At 48.0% G+C, this 18,900-nt stretch carries 18 protein-coding genes and 2 pseudogenes; 6 read left to right on the top strand and 14 right to left on the bottom strand.

Going from position 1 to position 18,900, the window contains the following annotated elements; genetic code table 11:
• Both AZ66_RS31920 and AZ66_RS16070 read left to right on the top strand, forming a co-directional pair.
• A pseudogene (locus tag AZ66_RS31920) lies at nt 1-437 on the top strand (sporulation integral membrane protein YlbJ); the annotation flags it as partial.
• A 121-nt stretch (nt 438-558) separates the two neighbouring features.
• Nucleotides 559-1,395 (top strand): NAD kinase, encoded by an 837-nt coding sequence (locus AZ66_RS16070; protein WP_021254271.1) that lies wholly within the window; start codon nt 559-561, stop codon nt 1,393-1,395.
• Nucleotides 1,396-1,535: 140 nt separating this feature from the next.
• Here the strand turns inward: AZ66_RS16070 and AZ66_RS16075 are convergent, their stop codons facing one another.
• Together AZ66_RS16075 and lipA are read right to left on the bottom strand one after the other, a co-directional pair.
• Nucleotides 1,536-2,222 (bottom strand): YutD family protein, encoded by a 687-nt coding sequence (locus AZ66_RS16075; RefSeq protein WP_082061610.1) that lies wholly within the window; start codon nt 2,220-2,222, stop codon nt 1,536-1,538.
• 185 nt (nt 2,223-2,407) lie between these two features.
• Nucleotides 2,408-3,310: pseudogene (lipA, locus tag AZ66_RS16080) on the bottom strand (lipoyl synthase); the annotation flags it as partial.
• A 157-nt stretch (nt 3,311-3,467) separates the two neighbouring features.
• Between lipA and AZ66_RS16085 the strand changes: the two are divergent.
• Nucleotides 3,468-4,565 (top strand): M23 family metallopeptidase, encoded by a 1,098-nt coding sequence (locus AZ66_RS16085; protein ID WP_021258605.1) that lies wholly within the window; start codon nt 3,468-3,470, stop codon nt 4,563-4,565.
• A gap of 181 nt (nt 4,566-4,746) precedes the next feature.
• Here the strand turns inward: AZ66_RS16085 and yunB are convergent, their stop codons facing one another.
• The 8 genes from yunB to AZ66_RS16125 all read right to left on the bottom strand — a co-directional run bounded on the left by yunB (nt 4,747) and on the right by AZ66_RS16125 (nt 12,444).
• The gene (gene yunB, locus AZ66_RS16090; RefSeq protein ID WP_036619068.1) at nt 4,747-5,754 is read right to left on the bottom strand and encodes a sporulation protein YunB; all 1,008 of its coding nucleotides are present in this window, start codon (nt 5,752-5,754) and stop codon (nt 4,747-4,749) included.
• 104 nt (nt 5,755-5,858) lie between these two features.
• Nucleotides 5,859-6,251 (bottom strand): hypothetical protein, encoded by a 393-nt coding sequence (locus tag AZ66_RS16095; RefSeq protein WP_156159984.1) that lies wholly within the window; start codon nt 6,249-6,251, stop codon nt 5,859-5,861.
• A gap of 86 nt (nt 6,252-6,337) precedes the next feature.
• Nucleotides 6,338-6,547 (bottom strand): LytTR family DNA-binding domain-containing protein, encoded by a 210-nt coding sequence (locus AZ66_RS33795; protein WP_082061611.1) that lies wholly within the window; start codon nt 6,545-6,547, stop codon nt 6,338-6,340.
• 392 nt (nt 6,548-6,939) lie between these two features.
• Entirely contained in the window at nt 6,940-8,415 is a 1,476-nt protein-coding gene (locus tag AZ66_RS16105; RefSeq protein WP_052648552.1) for a serine hydrolase domain-containing protein, read from the bottom strand.
• A 316-nt stretch (nt 8,416-8,731) separates the two neighbouring features.
• Nucleotides 8,732-10,345 carry an S-layer homology domain-containing protein gene (locus AZ66_RS16110; RefSeq protein WP_052648553.1) on the bottom strand — a complete coding sequence of 538 codons (1,614 nt, stop codon included), beginning with the start codon at nt 10,343-10,345 and terminating at the stop codon, nt 8,732-8,734.
• A 142-nt stretch (nt 10,346-10,487) separates the two neighbouring features.
• Entirely contained in the window at nt 10,488-10,745 is a 258-nt protein-coding gene (locus AZ66_RS16115; protein WP_052648554.1) for a hypothetical protein, read from the bottom strand.
• Nucleotides 10,746-10,942: 197 nt separating this feature from the next.
• Complete coding sequence (locus tag AZ66_RS16120) at nt 10,943-11,779, bottom strand: TrmH family RNA methyltransferase (protein WP_156159985.1); 837 nt, start codon at nt 11,777-11,779, stop codon at nt 10,943-10,945.
• The gene (locus AZ66_RS16125; RefSeq protein ID WP_021258610.1) at nt 11,776-12,444 is read right to left on the bottom strand and encodes a potassium channel family protein; all 669 of its coding nucleotides are present in this window, start codon (nt 12,442-12,444) and stop codon (nt 11,776-11,778) included. The genes AZ66_RS16120 and AZ66_RS16125 overlap by 4 nt, the downstream gene beginning before the upstream one ends.
• 297 nt (nt 12,445-12,741) lie before the next feature.
• Between AZ66_RS16125 and sspI the strand changes: the two genes are divergently transcribed.
• The 3 genes from sspI (at nt 12,742) to AZ66_RS29930 (ending at nt 15,110) form a co-directional block, all read left to right on the top strand.
• On the top strand, nt 12,742-12,969 hold the full coding sequence (sspI, locus tag AZ66_RS16130) for a small acid-soluble spore protein SspI (RefSeq protein WP_021258611.1): 228 nt from the start codon (nt 12,742-12,744) through the stop codon (nt 12,967-12,969).
• Between the two features lie 183 nt (nt 12,970-13,152).
• A complete protein-coding gene (locus tag AZ66_RS16135) occupies nt 13,153-14,229 on the top strand; it encodes a methyltransferase domain-containing protein (RefSeq protein WP_044355752.1) in 1,077 nt (358 codons plus the stop codon).
• Between the two features lie 5 nt (nt 14,230-14,234).
• Entirely contained in the window at nt 14,235-15,110 is an 876-nt protein-coding gene (locus AZ66_RS29930; RefSeq protein WP_052648555.1) for a class I SAM-dependent methyltransferase, read from the top strand.
• A 29-nt stretch (nt 15,111-15,139) separates the two neighbouring features.
• On the opposite strand, the gene AZ66_RS16145 is transcribed toward AZ66_RS29930, so the two are convergent.
• The 4 genes from AZ66_RS16145 to AZ66_RS16160 all read right to left on the bottom strand — a co-directional run.
• Entirely contained in the window at nt 15,140-16,726 is a 1,587-nt protein-coding gene (locus AZ66_RS16145) for a peptide chain release factor 3 (protein ID WP_021258614.1), read from the bottom strand.
• Nucleotides 16,727-16,969: 243 nt separating this feature from the next.
• Complete coding sequence (locus AZ66_RS16150; RefSeq protein ID WP_021258615.1) at nt 16,970-17,428, bottom strand: hypothetical protein; 459 nt, start codon at nt 17,426-17,428, stop codon at nt 16,970-16,972.
• Between the two features lie 125 nt (nt 17,429-17,553).
• Nucleotides 17,554-18,543 (bottom strand): ABC transporter ATP-binding protein, encoded by a 990-nt coding sequence (locus AZ66_RS16155; protein ID WP_044355753.1) that lies wholly within the window; start codon nt 18,541-18,543, stop codon nt 17,554-17,556.
• On the bottom strand, nt 18,536-18,900 hold a 365-nt coding region (locus tag AZ66_RS16160), incomplete at its 5' end, for an oligopeptide/dipeptide ABC transporter ATP-binding protein (RefSeq protein ID WP_044355761.1). The genes AZ66_RS16160 and AZ66_RS16155, both read right to left, overlap by 8 nt.

Below are 18,900 nucleotides of genomic sequence, written 5' to 3' on the forward strand. Positions count from 1 at the left end.
CCGGTGGAATATTTGAGGTGACACTTGGCGCTAAGGGCGCTGGAGCCGCGGACTCAGCTGGCACTCATGCACAAGTGGTAGCCGCAGCTTGGATTTTGTCATGGGGTGGATTGTCTGTCCATGCCCAAATCGTTAGTATTATGAATCAGTGTGATTTACGATATATTCCTTTCTTTGTTTCCAGACTCATTCACAGCTTCCTTGCCGCATTCGCCGCTTTTGTCCTGTATCCGCTGCTCCACACAAGAACGGTACAATCCTTGCTCCCTACGTGGCTGTCTGACTTAGACCACAACATAATTCCAACAAAAGTATGGAATACAGCATGGTCAGCCACGCATACCGGTCTTCTAGCAGCCTCGGCCATTATCTTTGTATTGATTATCGGATCAGCGGCTGTTGGATTGCTTCGATACTTCCATCGAATGGGCAGATAAAAGAACGGCTAAACTGCTTCAGATGAAATGGCGATTGTATTCCAGATGTGGAACGTATAATATGGAATTGGATATACTCGTTATAAATCTTAATGAAAAGCAGTGCAAAGGAGCCAACGCCTTGAAGTACGCAGTAATGAACCGGGGAGACGACGTATCTGCCGCATTAGCCGACACGTTCCACCAACTGGCCAACGATCGGGGCCTAGTACGTGATGATGACGAACCGAATATTGTATTATCCATAGGCGGAGACGGCACGATGCTTCAAGCGTTCCATCGATACATCGATCAGCTTGATCAACTTGCATTTGTTGGCATCCATACCGGCCACCTCGGGTTTTACGCGGATTGGAAGCCAGATGAAATTGAGATGCTCGTTCAGTTGATTGCAGATAATCGAACCCAAGACCAAATATCACCGCGCATCGTCAAGTATCCACTAATTGAGCTGCAAGTCGCTACTCATGACAACGGCTCCAACAAGACATACATCGCATTGAATGAGTTTACGCTTAAAGGGGTAGAAAATACGCTCGTCGCTCAAATTGATATTAATGACGAACTGTTCGAAATGTTCCGTGGAGATGGAGTGTGCGTATCTACTCCGTCTGGAAGTACAGCTTACAATAAGAGTCTCGGTGGGGCTATGGTTCATCCCTCGATCCCATCGATTCAACTTGCTGAGATTTCATCCATCAACAACCGTGTGTATCGTACGCTTGGATCGTCGCTTATTTTGCCGAAGCATCATCATTGCGACATCCATTCTCAGAAGAAGCAGAAATTGCTCCTGACGGTTGATCACATCAACATTCCGTTGGAGCAGCTGTGTTCCATACGCTGTAGAGTCGCCGATCAGAAGGTAACATTTATTCGCTATCGTCCATTCCCGTTCTGGAATCGGGTGCGTGAAGCCTTCCTCGGATATGACGAGCACGGCTGTTATAACGTATAAGTTCAACTTCACATTGCCCGCTGTTCACTGGACGGCGGGCGTTGCTATGTCCTATTCATGCAAACGGCACCGCTCCTCATCTTGAACTGATGAGAAGCGGTGCCGGTAAGTCCATCTATTATGGTATATGCTGTGTCTGCTTAGGAACGCACTTCTTTAGGTGTGCGATCTACCCGCTCTGCCCGTTCCTTTGATTCCGCAGCAGGTCGCGGCTGCGCACCTGCTTGATTCGCTGTACCGCCTTTGCCATGATTCTGCTTATTGCGATTGCGCGAATGACGAGGCTTACGCTCAGACGAAGATGGCTTCGCAGCTGGTTCTGCTGCTGCATCCTGATTATTTTGCTTCGGCTGGAGTACAATCCCCTGCTTCGGTTGCTGCGGCGGCAAATCTGCAGTAGGCGCTTCCAATGCTGCTGCACCTTCTTGTTCTGCTTCATCTCCCTGCTCTCCAGCAGTCCTAACACGGACATCCTTGTTGCCTACCCTCTCCAATATGAAATAGGCGCATCCGAAATTGCAATATTCATTAATGTAATCCATCATTCCGGACAAGGCGCTATCCTTAGTGGATTTCGCATGAGTGTCACGGAAGAAGCCTTTGAGGCGAAGCTGATTGTATCCCCAATCCCCTAGAATGTAATCATACCGTTCTAGTACTTCGCTAAAGCGCCCCTTGAATGCTTCCGGATTCCATGCGTTCTTGTACTCATGAATGACTTCGTACGATCTGCCTCCAATTTGAATCACGTCCGTGATTCCCCCTTCCCCTGCCGCAGCAGGCTCAAGCACGAACGGAGGAGCGCGCTTTATCGAGGTTGTTCCCATAACATAGAGGCCTGCATGCTCCCTCTCCTCCCGATTGCCGCTACTGCTCCTTACAAGTCGCTAACAACTTGTAAGGAGACTGGGACATCAAGTAGATGATGCATTTTCTGGCTGCTGAACATCGGCTTCTCGAACGGTCACTCTTTAGGCGAACTCCGTCTCATCGCCAGCGGCTAACAACACGATTACGCTTGTGTAGCCATGGACTTATGAGCGGACTGGACTTGTTCATGCGCATGGTAGGAACTGCGGACAAGCGGTCCCGATTCCACATGGCTGAACCCACGCTTCAATCCTTCGTTCTTCAGCTCTGCAAATTGTTCTGGAGTGTAATATTTCTCGACGAACAAGTGTTTCTTCGTCGGCTGTAAATACTGTCCAATTGTCATAATGTTGCAATCAACGGCGCGAAGATCGTCCATTGTCTGCAAGATTTCATCCCATTCTTCCCCCACGCCAAGCATAATGCTGGATTTCGTAGGAATGTTCGGCTGCATTTCCTTCGCACGCTTCAACAATTCAAGTGTGCGTTCATACTTCGCCTTCGCACGTACACGGTCGGACAACCGTTCTACCGTCTCGACGTTATGATTGAGAATGTCTGGCTTTGCGTCCATAACCAACTTAAGTGCATCCCAATTACCCATGAAGTCCGGGATAAGCACTTCCACACTGCAGAGTGGCAATCGGCGACGTAGCGCCCGGATCGTCTCTGCAAAGATCGATGCTCCTCCATCATTCAAATCGTCTCTGGCTACGGATGTAACGACACAATGGCGCAAGCCCATGCGCTCTGCAGCTTCTGCTACGCGTTCTGGCTCCTGCAAGTCCAATTCCGTCGGCATGCCGGTATTGACCGCACAGAAGCGGCAAGCACGAGTGCAGATGTCTCCCAAAATCATAAACGTCGCCGTACGATTCGCCCAACATTCATAAATGTTCGGACAACGCGCTTCCTCGCATACGGTGTGCAACGTTTTGGAGCGCATCATATCTTTGATCTCGGAATAGTTCTCTCCCGTAGTCAGCTTGATGCGTATCCAATCTGGTTTCTGCTTCTGCTCTCTCGTTTTCATGGAGTCTACCTTCCTTCTTGTTCGCTTAACCTTGACCTAATTCTGTATTATACCATGAACCCTTCAAAATCTATACCTGCGTGTCCATTGCTTGGATAAAAAGGCCATTTACGCACATTCTAACATTAAATCAACCTTTTCAGGTATGGAATAAGGAGGAAATGAAGACATGAGACAAGCTCCATCTTATATATGTGCAGGACTTGCCTTATGGCTGGGGCTGATGACACCACATTCGGCGGTGTCGGTTCATGCCGCTCCGTCTGGTTCACAGCAGCAGAAGAATCAGTCTAGCCAGCAGTCTGGAGCTGCCAAAGATTCTGGTCAGGCACCATCCCCGGCAGTGGATGTATGGAAAGAGCGTCGAAATTTATATGAGCAAATGTCGATACTGACCGGAATCCCTTGGTACCGATTAGCTGCCATCGACCAGTACGAGCGGGCGTTGACCAAAGCCAACCCAAAACAGCGTAAACATCCGGATCGACTAACAGGCGTATATGTGGATCCCCGTAAATGGGCTGGCATGCTGAACCCGGATATCAATGATGACAACCCGAAGTCGATATCTATCTTTAGAGGTATTGGACGCGACGGTTCCGGGGACAAGCGTGCGGACGCCTCGAATGATGTGGACTTGCTCTACAGCGTCGCTTCGATCATTGGAGCCTATGGGCCTAATGTCGAAGATTTCGGCAATGGACTGTGGCATTATTATTCCAATCCACGTGCTGTTCAGCGTGTCCAGCAGTATGCGCGGATTTTCGAGCATTTCGATAAAGTAGATCTGTTCGAGTACACTTTCCCATTGCCTCTTGGAAGCTCCTATTCTTATCGAAGTACTTTTGGAATGGGACGGCATTACGGGGGATATCGTATTCATGAAGGCACCGATATCTTTGCCGGATATGGGGTTCCTGTGCGCAGCACCTGCTACGGCATCGTTGAGGTGAAAGGCTGGAACCGTTACGGCGGCTGGCGGATTGGCATACGTGATCTGAATAACATTTATCATTATTACGCCCACCTGTCTGGTTATGAGAAACATATTAAGGTTGGCGATATCGTCACCCCGGGTCAGATAGTAGGATGGGTTGGCAGCTCAGGATATGGCAAGCCTGGCACATCAGGCAAGTTCCCTCCGCATCTCCACTATGGCGCATATCGCGATCGCGGCTTAGTCGAGTACGCGTTCGATCCGTACCCGCTTCTGTACCAGTGGGAACAATCCGATAAACGCAAGCGGCTGAATTCCAAGCGGCGCTAACGATTGGGTTCTAAATAAAGCAAAAAGGGCACATTTTTCGGCTGTACCGATGAATGTGCCCCTACTTCATATACGAATCCCATACACATTCCAATCCGCATTTGATACAGACGCATGCACCCTTTATCTCATACATCCTCATCATACTTTTCATTTCATATCTTTGTGCGCCATAATCCGATCACGGCCCAGTATTACCGTTACCGACATGCTGCTGCACATCACCAGTCTCGACCGGAGCTGTCGGATCAGCATGCGTTTCAGTCTGTGCTGGAACTGTAATCCCTTCCTGCTTGCTGCCAGAAATACTTCCGCTTCCTCCGCTGCTTGGAACCGACTGCATAGGCAACGACAAGGCAGGGGCTTTCTCCCGATTCGCTCCCACTGGCTGACCCTTGCCATCATAATAGTACATTGGAACATCCCCTACGACGAGCAAATAGGAGATTGGAATTTGGGTTTCAACCACTTCAGGTTCCAGATCGAATGGAATGACAATCGCGACCTCTTCCGTCACCTTTATATACACCTCAACCAGTACCATATTGATGCCAACGTCCATAGGGCGGGTATTCAACTCCACCTTAACCGCACCCTGCGGCTCCATCTTAACCGGTATACGTGGACCGAAGGAAGCGATCAGTGGACTGCCCAGCGCTTGACCAAGCGGAATCTTGTCACTAATTTCATGAATATTTTTAAGCGAGGACTCTACAATATCTACTGTTTCGGAGGTAATCCGCATATGCTCGTTGTAATTCAAGACGAAGCTTGTCACTTTACCACGTGAATCGGTTTTCCATTCAATCAGCTTATCGAGTTCTCGCCCACGCATCACCTGATCGGTAATCGCTCGGTTAATGGCCTGTGTCGCAATTTGCTTTACACGAATTTTAGCCAAATGCATGAGCGGCCCCTTCACATTTCTATCCACGTAGACGAACAATTGCACTGTCAACAGCGTAATGATGACGAGTGCAATGAAGAAAGCTCTCCGCTTCCGCTTCGGCTTCGACTGTCTGCTGCTCCAGCCTGATGATGCATTTTTTGCATCTGATTGACTTGCAACTGGCATCCTTGACCGTGGACGCCATCCTGGCGATTTCCAGCCTGGACGGCGTTTGCTCCAAGATATTTTCGGCCATCTCCATCGCCGCGCACGGAACCCGCTCGAACGCCACCTGTTCACATCCGATTCCCCCTTCCGGTCGGTGCAACGAGCAGCCTGTACGTTCTCAGTGTATGCTTGCACAAGGGAAAAAAGAAGAATTCGAACGTGTGAATCCAGCTATTTTAACTGCTTATTGATCTCATCGCAGAGCTTCTTGTACCGATGTGATCAATCGACCAGAACACTGCAAAAATAAGAAGCCCTAAGCCTACATTACGGGCAATGTCCTGCCACATCGTTGTTAGGAGCAATGAAGCTCCAATAAGTACTGCAATAATAAGGAATACCTGCAAAGCCTTCTTCCACTTATAAGAGATATTTTGAATCGAGTACACATAGGAAGTGAGACCGCAGCAAATCCCGATGCCAATGGTTGCCATCCAATATTTCACAAAACCAACAAACGTATTGGCTACAAGCTCATTCTCTATCGTTGCAAGCCTCCATGCCTCCACATACATCAGCATACTGCCTAACAGCATACCAGTCATCATCATTCTCCATATTCTGGACATTGATCATCCCCCCATAATTTTATTGCGCAACGCCTTAATGTATTGTCTTGATATATATACCGAATCCGCACCATCCCTCAGCTCCGCTAAAAATGGCGTTCCCAGCGTCGGTTCGATATGTGCGATATTATGTTCAGGATGACTGATTTGGAGACGCGCATGAACCGATCCTGCGGGAACTGCTGCTCCAGTTCATACAAGCGGAAGCTAAGCCTGAACTGCTTCTTGCCTTGAACCGCAAATACGTAATCCCCCTGTGTCTCGAAGTAGGAAATTCCTTCACATCCAACACATATTGCCGATCTTTATCGGTTCCGATCATGTGCCGAAGCGTGGACTGCTGCAGCAACTGAATCTGCTCAAGCAGACGCTGTACATCCGCATTCAGTTCTCGACAGCGAATGATGATTTCATCCTCTCCGATGCTGTCATCGATTTGAACCCTAATCTTCATCTCGCCCCTCGCCCCTCCTTTCGACATCATTATATAATATTGATTTGGAAAATTACGTATATGAAGGGTGAGTGGTACCATTTAAGCTGGAAGAGGTAATGAAAAGGGGGCGTTGCGACATGCGGATGCGTCAAACTGCAAGCATAAGAGAAAAAACCGTCACATCCGTGCATGCACTGGAGTGACGGTTAACATATTATAGCGGGCTAAATTTGATGTCCCATATATCCTATGTTATTTGACCTGGCTGGCAATCCTATCGATCCCTTGCACATCGGTATGAATGAGTCGGATTGATCCGTTTTGCTCAATGTTGAAAACGATTTTCTCGTCGATATTTTTGGCAATCCAAACCGTGGAATGGATCTGTCGCGCTATTGGTACAAGTTCATATTTAAACCATGCACCATGGTTCTTCGGCATAAATAAATATAACCGCTTCTGCTCGCAGGTCACAATCATGCTACTCCTGTTGTCAATTCCATACTCATCGAACAATTTATAAAATCGTCCAACTGAAATGGAGCCGGCGTCCATAGTGGCGATTCTTTCAATCAAATTCCTCGTATTTCCCTTGATTGATCGAGTGCATCCCATATCCCCTTCAAATACATACACACCAACATAACGCTGCATCTCGTTCATCTCAACTTGAATAGGACTAACAGGTTTCGGACCTTCCAATGATTCACCAAGAGCAATTTTAGCCAAATGATCATTTATAATCCCGATCGGTGTCATGCTGATATTACTCAGCGTAATTACGACCAAATCATCATCAGTATAGCGATTCATATATGCTACAAACCCATTCATGCTTCCGACATGACCGATTCGCTTCCGCGATTTATGGTTGATGAGCATGCTGCCCACCACCCAACCATAACTGCCGCAATACGGAGTATATTCGCTGAACATCATGTCCCGCGAAGCTTGCCCCACTAATGTGTCCGTATAAAGGGTACGATCCCACAAGTACAGATCTTCTACCGTCGAATACATCCCACCAGCTCCCAAATGAAGGGACATGTCTACATATTCTGCAGGGATAATATCTTTACATACGGAGTATCCGGAAGCAAAATGTTTCAGAATAGTTCGCCCCTCTTCCACTCCCGTATCATTCATGCCAAGCGGGCAGCAAATATTATTGGATATATATGCTCCATAGGTTACCCCAGACACCTTTTCAATAATGGCGCTCAATAAAATATAAGACGAGCTCGTATATCTCCAATCTTCGCCTGGCTCAAACTCCAAAGGCCGATCTCGGAACAAGCGCATCGTTTCTTCTAAAGGAGAAAACAGTTTCATCGTAGTGCCCCAGTAGTCCGCAAAAGACGTAAAATCAGGTATTCCCGAGCTATGGCTCAATAAATGATGAATCGTAATGATGCTGCCGTTAGGATAGTTTGGCAGGTACGTTCCAATACAATCATTTACATGTAACATCTTTTTTTCTTGCAATTGCAGGATAGCAACAGCGGTAAATGATTTGGCGATTGAACCGATTCGAAACTTTGTCGATGACGAATTGCGGACTTCATGCTCGAAATTTGCCATGCCATAACCTTGCCGCAGCAAGATTTGACCGTGCCGTGCCACTAAGACGGCTCCATTAAAATAGCCGCACTTGGATAGATCCTCCATATATTCACTCAGCTGAAAGCTGATTTCTTGATTGCACGACGATAACGGTTGAATATTCATGTACTCCCCTCCTATGCTGTTCATCAGGGAAACGCTTGTACTTCATATTACTGCTGGAGATAGAATTCGTAATAACTAAAAAAGCGAAGCCTCCATATAAAGGCTCCGCTTTTGTATGACTTTACATAGGCGCGTTCCCGTAATGGCTCCAATGGGCAGACTTATCCCTTGTTAAAAATAAAGGGGTTCTGCGCAATCTCATTGAACTCACTTTACAGACTAGCTGGAATGAATGAATGCCCCTTCCACTATCTCCTAATGAATAACATATATTGCATTGGTAGAGGCTGTCAACCTCTATAGGGACATAAACCAATCAATATAAAGGCCATAACTGCAAATGAGAATATCTCCACTGATTATCTAGTGCCTTCCATACATCGTTCGTCTCAGCACCAACATACCAATATGCAAACCCCGCTACATTGCGCTTGCTCGCCATTGCATACTTCGAACTCAGGGAGCGGCTTTCTTCTGCCCACACTTGATGTCTTATTCCTCGATCCATGAAGTCTGCGATATACTGTGATGTTCGGTCATCCCAGTTGACCTTGCGGGAACGAAGCAGCTCACCTTGCTCGTTCAATGTCATTTCACGGGAAGTAACCCCTTTTTCTTTGATCGCCCAATCTCTCGTATAGAAGGGAAGTGCTACGATGACTTTGTTAGCTGGCACCGACTCCAGCAGTTTATCCAGCGCGCGCTGCACCCATGGTAGCGAAGACACGGATCCCGCATTTGGCGCACCATCCCAGTGCTCATCGTAACTCATCAGAACCATATAATCCGCAGACTTGCCAAGTGCTGCATAGTCAAACGCCTCCGTCCAATCTGTCCCCAAATCAGGAGACACATCAATAGATAGGACTGCCTTCTGTTGATGCAGCTTAGCCGCCAGTTCCGACACGAACACGGTTAAGGCCTGTTTATCATCTGGTCGCACATTTTCAAAATCAAGATTTAAACCATCTAACCCATATGTCTTCACAAAGCCCGACAGCTTCGCAATGACCGCATTCTTCTTCGTCGGATCCGTAAGCACCTGATGCGTCAAATCCGCATTGAAGCGATTGCCTACAAGCGCCCACACCTGCTTGCCATGCTGCTTCGCCCACGATAGGAGCGCCTTGTCGGTTTGATCCGAAACCGTCTGCTTCGCATCAAGGAAATACCATCTTGGCGATAATGTATTAACGGTTGATCCCGAAACCTTCTCTATATACTGCTGCGTGGTAAGCTCATGCATCCATCCCATCTCGATGCGCTTCGGTGGGGTCTTCGTCAGAGCCTTCGACCAATCAGGACGTTGAAGCGCCCGATTCAATACGACGGCCGTCTCCTGCCGGGTCAGCGGATCATTTGGCCGGAACCCTTCATCGTCACCGGTCATAAGGTTCAGCTTTTGCATGATGCTTACATACGGTACTGCCCATTTCGCAATACGCGATGAATCTGGATAAGACAATACGCCAGAGCCGGATATCGCTGATTGCTTGAAGGCACGTACAATCATTGCGGCTGCTTCCTGGCGAGTTACAGGCTGCTGCGGCTGGAAGCTTCTCTCCCCTGTTCCCTGTACCAAATGCAGCAATGACCCAGCTTGAACCGCACCATAGTACCAAGCGCTGCGCGGCACGTCATCATAGGCAGAAATGTCACTTGCAACGGGGTGCAAATTAAACATTCGATTGATCATGCTGATTAACTCCGCTCGGGTCACAGATTTCTCCGGTTCATAGCGTCGATTACCAGACCCGTTCACAATGCCTTTCTTATATAAGGTGACAATATCCTGCTGCCCGTATAGACCAGCAATATCATCGAATGGTAAACCTGAGCCTGCACTCTTCGATTCTCCCCATGCCAAGCTTCCGGTTATAAACATCGCGGCCATAGCCGTTAACAATACAATTTTGCGACGAAAGGTCACTTCGATATCCTCACTTTACTAGAGATGATAGATTGCACTATCTTTAATCCTAGCAAAAATGAGAACATTGATAGATAATCAAATAATGGAAAATATCATACATATATGTATGATAATAGGAGCATATGAATGGATATATTTACTACATGCGGTTAACATTGCGTGTTTCCATTTTTTTTAGAGCTGTCTTATAGACGATATAGGTCAATTCACGCACATTGACTAAACCTAATCCCCGCTCCTCTTTAATCGAGTACGTATTCGAACCCATGTCGCAATTCAGACGAACTCCGTCAAAATAGATTCGCTCTACTGGGGTATGGCCATGAACGATAGGCTTGTTGTCGGTCAACCTCTGCAGAATAGATCTCGGTATGCTGTAAAAATCCGACTCTGACATCCAAAGTATACTTCTATTCTGTTGATGTAACGGCTCATGAGGATTTAATCCGGCGTGGGTATAGACAAATTCATCATCTTCGTAGAGTAATGCAAAAAGACTGGACAAAGGAACGCGCAGTAAATCAATCCTTTTCCAGTCTCTTTCTATTCAAATACTATTTTATAGGGATATTCATTTATACCAATCCACAGGATCTATTGCGAGTAATGACGCTGCCTCATCGCCTCATACAGCAGTACCGTAGTAGCCATGGCTACATTCAGCGATTCCGCCTGCCCACGCATTGGAATAATAATCGTATCGTCCACGAGCGATTGCACGTTCTGAGAGACGCCTTGCCCCTCATTGCCAACGACAAGCCATGTCGCCGGGCAATAGTCATAGCTATAGCAGGAGTGTGTTGCCTGCAAGCTCGTGCTGGCTAATCGAACCCCGCTTGCTTGCGCAGCAGGAAGCAGCTCAGCTAAATCCCCCTCTACAACCGGCAAGTGAAATAGCGAGCCCATCGTCGAACGAATCGTCTTCGAATTGTATAGATCAACAGTTCCTTTACCAATGACGACACCATCTGCGCCAACCGCATCTGCGGTACGAATAATCGTTCCTAGATTGCCAGGATCCTGTACGCCATCCACAACAACAACGAGCGAGTTCGGTGATGCAAGCAAGCTATCTACCGATGCAGCAGGCTTATGGACAATAGCGAAGACAGGCTGCGGGGTCTCAGTATCACTGCATTTGCGTATGATCGCATCCGTCACTGCAATCCACTCCGTGCCCAGAGCACGACCAGAGGAAGATAGCCCCCCCTTTTCTTGCAAGTAGAATGGCTCCAACTCCTGTGGTATTCCGCTGTCCATGTCATACGCCACGACATCTACCTGCATTTCAGAGCGCAGTGCCTCCAATACAAGATGGATTCCTTCCACGATGAACAAGCCTTCACGGTTGCGGTGCTTCCGTTCTTTTAGCTGTACCCAGCCCTTTACTTTATTATTCTGTATCGATGTAATGCTCAATGGTTCTCTCATGATTCCGAAAATGCCAGCTCCATCGTATTCAAATGTTCGTTCTGCCCAATAATGACAAGCACGTCTCCTTCTTTGATGCGATCTTCTGCATATGGAGAAATGTTAGTCTTGCCGTTGTTCTTAATTGCCATGACGTTGCACCCATATCTCGCGCGGATATCAAGTTCCTTCAAGTTCTTGCCGATCATAAGCGGCGTCGCACGAATCTCCACGATACTATGGTCATCCGACAACTCAATATAATCCAAAATATTCGGTGAAATCAGGTTATGCGCAACGCGCATTCCCATATCACGTTCAGGGAACACGACCTTGTCAGCACCAATTTTGCTTAATACTTTGCCGTGCAGTTCATTCTGCGCCTTGGCAACAATCGTCGGCACGCCCAAGTCCTTCAAGATGAGTGTAGTCAAGATGCTTGCCTGTATATCTTGCCCGATGGCAACAACGACCACGTCAAAGTTGCGGACACCAAGCGCTTTCAGCGCTTCCTCGTCCGTACATTCCGCGGACACCGCATGCGTAACCATATTTGCTACATCCTGTATTTTCTGCTCGCTGGAATCAATAGCAAGCACTTCAAATCCCATTTTGCTTAAGCTGTTTGCAATACTTGTGCCAAATCGGCCCATACCGATTATGGCAAATTGTTTTTTGGCACCCATAGGTTCACCTTCCCCATTTTCCGACAACATTCTATACCCTTCATTATAGCATGCCCATCTATGTAGGTGAAACGCGAATCCTTCCTTGAATGACTGTCCTCGTCTCAGGGAATGTTATAGCATGAAGCTGTTTTGCCCCACAAGTGTTGTAGAGCTTGATTGCATCTTGCATGGGATGCTGTAGGGCTCACATGCCCAAACAGAACCAAGCCAGACTATGTCTGACTAATCGCCTTGCTCACAACCCTATACGGGGTAACTTACTTACAAGCACACGCGAAGGAAGGAGGACTGCCTGTGGCCGTCACATTGAATTTGCGTCAAGCCATTGTGCAAAAGGTAAAAAATAAGCCCGATGAAGATATCGTAGATATGATTGAGGGCTCCATCGATTTCGACGAACGCGCATTGCCTGGATTGGGTGTGCTGTTCGAAATGATCTGGAAGGCGAGCAGCAGCGAGGCTCGTCAGCAGCTTATCGACACACTTCAGAGCAAACTGCAAGACGAACAAGTTGGCAAATGATCATCAGATCTACATCGCCCGTATCCACGAAATGCAATTATGCATATCCACATCACAATGACGCAGAACCCGTTACCCTTGAATAGAGGGATAACGGTTCTGCGTCTTTTTTGCATATCGCTTTACATTGACGCTGCGTCAAACGATACAATGAAGGCATAACTAAGCAAGGAGCTGATGCCCATGAAAATTCAAGAAGCTGCAGAGCAGCTTGGGATGACAACGAGAGCGATACGCTTCTATGAACAGAAAGGACTATTGCCTCCGCTCGCCAAAGAACAGAATGGCTATCGCGTATTCAATGAGATGGATATAAGCCGGCTGCGGACAATAGGCGCACTGCGAGAGATGAATTTGTCTATCGAGCAGATTCGCTGCTGTATTGATGATGCAGATCAAGGAAATATGGCGTCTGTCCATCCCTTTTTATTAGAAAAGCGGCAAGAGCTAGCCCTGCAATATACCGAGCTGAAGCGGCTCCTCGGCCAAATTGACAAGCTGCTTAACGGCTATGATTCCGATCAAGCGAATCAAGGAGAGATGATGATGAACGATTTACACGCCATTGGCGAACAATCACGACGTTACCAGAAGCTGCGCAGTGATTGGAGCGACCGCTGGAATTTTGACAAGCAGGCAGGACATTATGATTACGCTGTAGTGAACGGTACGGGGCCATTGGATGTCCATGCCGATTATGAGGCCATTCTTGACAGGGTGTGTCTTGAGGCGATTCAAGAGTCAAAGACCGGAGAAAGAGGACTTGAAATTGGGATTGGTACGGGCAATCTGGCTGGCCGCTGCTTGCGCCTGGGGGCAGATATGACCGGCATTGATCAGTCAAACGCGATGCTCGAGCGATGTCGGGAGAAATGGCCGGATATTCGCCTGCTGCAAGGCAACATGCTGGCTTTGCCGTTAGCGGATGAAGCATTTGACTTCATAATATCAACCTATGCGCTTCACCATGTAACCGATGATCAGAAAGAGATCGCCCTTGCCGAGATGACCCGGTTACTTCATCCTGATGGACGCATTGTAATCGCAGACCTAATGTTCCGGGACGAGGCTCATCGTGCTACCTTTATTGACGAGCTAACAGCTGCAGGGGACGCGCAAGGGATTGAAGCACTCCACGACGAATATTTCGCTGATCGTTCCAGATTAATTACATGGTTAGAGCAGCAAGGCTTCGAGGTAAAGGCGGAACAGTTGAATCATTTAATGCACATGCTGGCAATTTCCAAAGAGAGGGTGTAAGAGCCGTGACAATCGAATCGGCGCAGGATGTTAACGCCCAACCCCAAGATCGCAAAGTGACACTTGCACCTCAATCGGAAGAAACCAAACAAGCGGAGACGAAAATGAAACCGGATCATGACACCGTCTACGCTCATCAAGCTGCCGATTATGACCGTATGATCCAGTACGAAGATATCGAGCAGGAATGGCGGCACTCTGTACAGCAAGTGCTCAATAAGCGGCACTATGAGCGGATTATTGAGATTGGTGCAGGAACAGGAAGATTTACTCGAGCTGTATTAGCAGACATGTCCAACAGAGATTGGCAATCTGGTTCCTATGTGGCCTATGACGCATCTGAAGCGATGCTGGAGCAGCTGAAGCACAATATATGGCTTGATGTATCCTTGGGACGAATAAGCGCCCCTACAGCCGCTAAGCTGTCCACACATGAAGCACTGCACCACAAGCTTCCGCTTGCTGATCATTCTGCTGATCTCATTCTAGCAGGCTGGACAATCTGTTATGGTGCCTGTGAAGGGAATACAAGTGAAGAACAAAGCAGTCTACTGGATCGCATCATGCACGAGCTGAGACGCATTTTGCGTCCCGGTGGATGTATCGCGATATGGGAGACACTTGGAACAGGGGTAGCCGCTCCTGAAGTGCCCCCTGGTTTGCGGACGTACATTCGAGACTTAGAAGAACGCTACGGGTTCGAGCGCATGGAATTAAGCACGCATTTCCTCTTCCCTTCGATGGAGGAGGCCAAGCAGATCACCAGCTGGTTCTTCGGTTCCGCCGCCTGCGAGTTCCTCACACTAGATACAGATGGCAGTGTCGTACTACCCTCCTATACAGGCCTGTGGGTCTGGGATAATGACAAAGCCCGCCAATAATCTGGCGGGCTTCTTGTTGACTATTTTTCTTAAGGAGCTGTCTCCATAAACTTCAAATCTGGCATTTTGTCCATAGCTGTACGCATCGCATACTCGTTCTCAAACAATGCGACAAAATTGCCGTTCTTGTCCTTCACGAGCTGTGAATTGATACGGAACTTCGTTGGATCAATATCCTTCGGATTGCCTGTTACCCATCTTGCGAACTGGTACGTTAGACGCTGCATCATCACATCAACACCGTACTCCGCCTTCATCCGATATTCGAACACCTCGAATTGGAGCTGACCGACTACGCCTAGTATCGTCTCATCGAATACGCCAGTGGAATGGAATACTTGAATTGTACCTTCCTCAGTCAACTGATCGACGCCTTTTTGATACTGCTTATGTTTCAATGCATTTTTGACCGTCACTCGGGCAAAAATCTCAGGAGAGAAGGTTGGCATCTCATCGAACACCACTTCTCCACCTTGACTCAAGCTGTCTCCAATTCGGAAAATGCCTGGGTCGAACAGACCGATAATATCGCCTGGGAATGCTTCTTGCACGATGTCCCGATCCTGTGCAAGGAATTGCTGTGGCTGCGCAAGCTTAATTTCCTTGCCTGCACGTACATGTTTAACGGACATCCCGCGTTCGAACTTACCGGAGCATATGCGTAGGAAGGCAATACGGTCACGGTGGGCAGGGTTCATGTTCGCTTGAATTTTGAAGATGTAGCCCGTAAACTTCTCGTTCGTCGGCTCAATCGGCCCTTCCGTCGATTGGCGCTGAGCTGGCTTCGGAGCAAGCTGAAGGAAGTTATCCAAGAAAGTCTGCACACCGAAATTGTTGACCGCACTTCCGAAGAAGACTGGTGTCAATTCGCCGCGCTTTACCTTCTCATAATCGAACTCGTCACCCGCTACGTCTAACAACTCCAACTCTTCACACAATTGATCATGCAAATAGTCGCCTGCAATTTGGCGAATGGCTGGATCGTTGTAATCCTCAACCTTCTTCACACTGATCTTCGTGTTATCATCCTGGAACAGCTCGACTTGGTTCTTCATGCGATCATATACGCCGCATAGACCGCGTCCCATACCAATCGGCCAATTCATTGGCACGGATCGAATACCGAGCACCTGCTCGATCTCTTCCATCAATTCGAACGGACTGCGACCTTCACGGTCGAGCTTGTTGATGAACGTAAAGATCGGAATACCACGCTTCGCACATACTTGGAACAGCTTAATGGTCTGTGCCTCGACACCCTTCGCAACGTCGATCAACATGACGGCAGCATCCGCAGCTGTCAATGTGCGATACGTATCTTCACTGAAGTCTTGGTGACCTGGTGTATCCAAAATATTAACCCGATGCCCGTTATAATCAAATTGCATTACCGATGACGTAACCGAGATACCACGCTGCTTCTCGATTTCCATCCAGTCACTCGTTGCATGCTTGCTCGCTTTACGAGCCTTGACCGTACCTGCGAGACGGATGGCGCCACCGAACAGGAGCAGCTTCTCTGTCAATGTCGTCTTACCGGCGTCTGGGTGAGAAATAATCGCAAAGGTACGACGCTTCTCTACCTCTTGCGCTAATTGTTCGGATAATTTACTCATATCGTTAGCCCTCTCATCACAAAATCACGTAAGTCCTATTGTAACACAAAATAAGTAATCCTATAAATGGGTAACGAGAACAACCCTCGAAGAATATGAAATATTTCCACATTCTCGATACTGCATCATCGTCCGACATCCCCTACATTGGATACTCATACATTCCCAACTAAAAAAATCATCCACCCTCTCATCGAGAGAATGGACGATTCCGATTATATCACAATACGTATTACTAACTACTTATGATTGCTCAAGCAGAGCACGGACAACCAGTGTTACCGTATTCGTTCCGTCTGCAGCGGCATCTCCTTCAACTACGATCCAGTTCAAGGCCAATGAGGAGCGAATTACATCGATGTTAGCTGCACTCAGCTTCAATCCTGAAATACGACCCATTTCCTTGGTATAATGTTCTCCCTCTTGCACATCGAAGCGCTCTTGCAGCCATATCGACAGACCATTGTTCGTGTTAAATGTCATCCGATATCCCTCTGCAATTGCTTGAGCAAGCGGCTCATCATGTTCGTTCGCATAGGATACGAAGTCGTCAAACGTATACCACTCTTCATTAATCGTAATGAGTTCGCTAACATCTCCTGTGCGTGCTGCATGCAGCAACTGCTCTTCGGTAATGCCTTTACGACGAGCGCGTTCTATCATAATCGCGGTACTTTGTGATACCCGAGTCTCCGTAGACATCTATTCCACTCTCCCTCACAATTGTGAATTGGCATAGATTAACAAATATCTAGCATTATATCATACTAGCTATAGGAAACCTACGCCTCTCTCGTAATTGCTACGAGTTTACTTAATAGCATCACTTACACTTGTCCATCATTTAAATGGCAAGCTGCATAGTGCCCAGGCGAGATCTCCCGCCACTTCGGCTCCTCCTGACGGCAGCGCTCCGTGGCGAATGGACAACGCGATGCGAACTTGCACCCTTGCATATCTGCGAGCGGGCTTGGCAAATCTCCCTGAAGCATCGAGATCGCTGAACCAGCCTGCTTCGGATCCGGTACAGGAATTGCGGAGAGCAGCGCCTGCGTATAAGGGTGTGCAGGATGGTTGTACAACTCGTCGCTAGGAGCGACCTCGACCAGCTTGCCCAAGTACATCACGCCGATCCGATCCGAAATATGTCTTACCATGGATAAGTCATGCGCGATGAACAGATACGTCAACCCGTACTCTTCCTGCAAGTCTTCCAGCATGTTCACCACTTGAGCTTGTACGGATACGTCAAGCGCCGAGATTGGCTCATCACACAAGATGAACTCAGGTCGTACCGACAATGCACGCGCAATACTGATCCGTTGACGCTGACCACCACTGAACTCATGGGGATAACGTTCCGCATGCTCTTGCTTCAGTCCTACCTTCTCCAGCAGTGACAATACCATATCACGCTGATCCTTCCGGTTCACGACGCCATGGATCGCCATCGGTTCACTAATGAGTTGAGTCACGTTCATGCCAGGATTCAACGAAGAATAGGGATCCTGGAATATCGTTTGCATTCGCTTGCGGAACGGTTTCAGCTGCTTCTCGTTCATTGTCGCGATGTTTTGACCATCGAACTGCACTTCGCCATCCGTTACATCATATAGTCTTACAATCGAACGTCCTGTCGTTGACTTCCCACAACCTGATTCACCGACAAGTCCGAACGTCTCCCCTTTATGAATATGGAAACTGACATCATCTACTGCTTTCAATACTTTCTGTGGACGGCCGAGCAGTGACTTGGAGGCTGGAAAGTACTTTTTTAGTCCACGCACGTCTAGCAATACTTCTTTTTGGTTACTCATTTGACAGCCCCCTCTCCAATCGTTCCAGACGCTGCTCTTCTTCTTCATGCACAAGCCAGCACAGCGAACGATGACCTGGATCGGTCGTAACGACCGGAGGCATTTGTCTGCACTTGTCCATCGCAAAAGGACAGCGCTCCATAAATGGGCAGCCTTCCGGCGGATGTAGCAGGTTCGGCGGCGTTCCCTCTATCGTAGCGAGACGCTCGCGCGTCCCTGTCGATACTTTCGGAATCGAGCGAAGCAATCCCTTCGTGTATGGGTGACGAGGACGCTCGAAGATATCCTCAACAGTGCCCTCTTCCATAATCAACCCGCCATACATGACGATAACCCTCGTACATACTTGCGCTACAA

The organism is Paenibacillus sp. E194, from assembly GCF_000935845.1.
In the GTDB taxonomy this organism is placed as follows: Bacteria; Bacillota; Bacilli; order Paenibacillales; family Paenibacillaceae; genus Paenibacillus_B; species Paenibacillus_B alvei_B.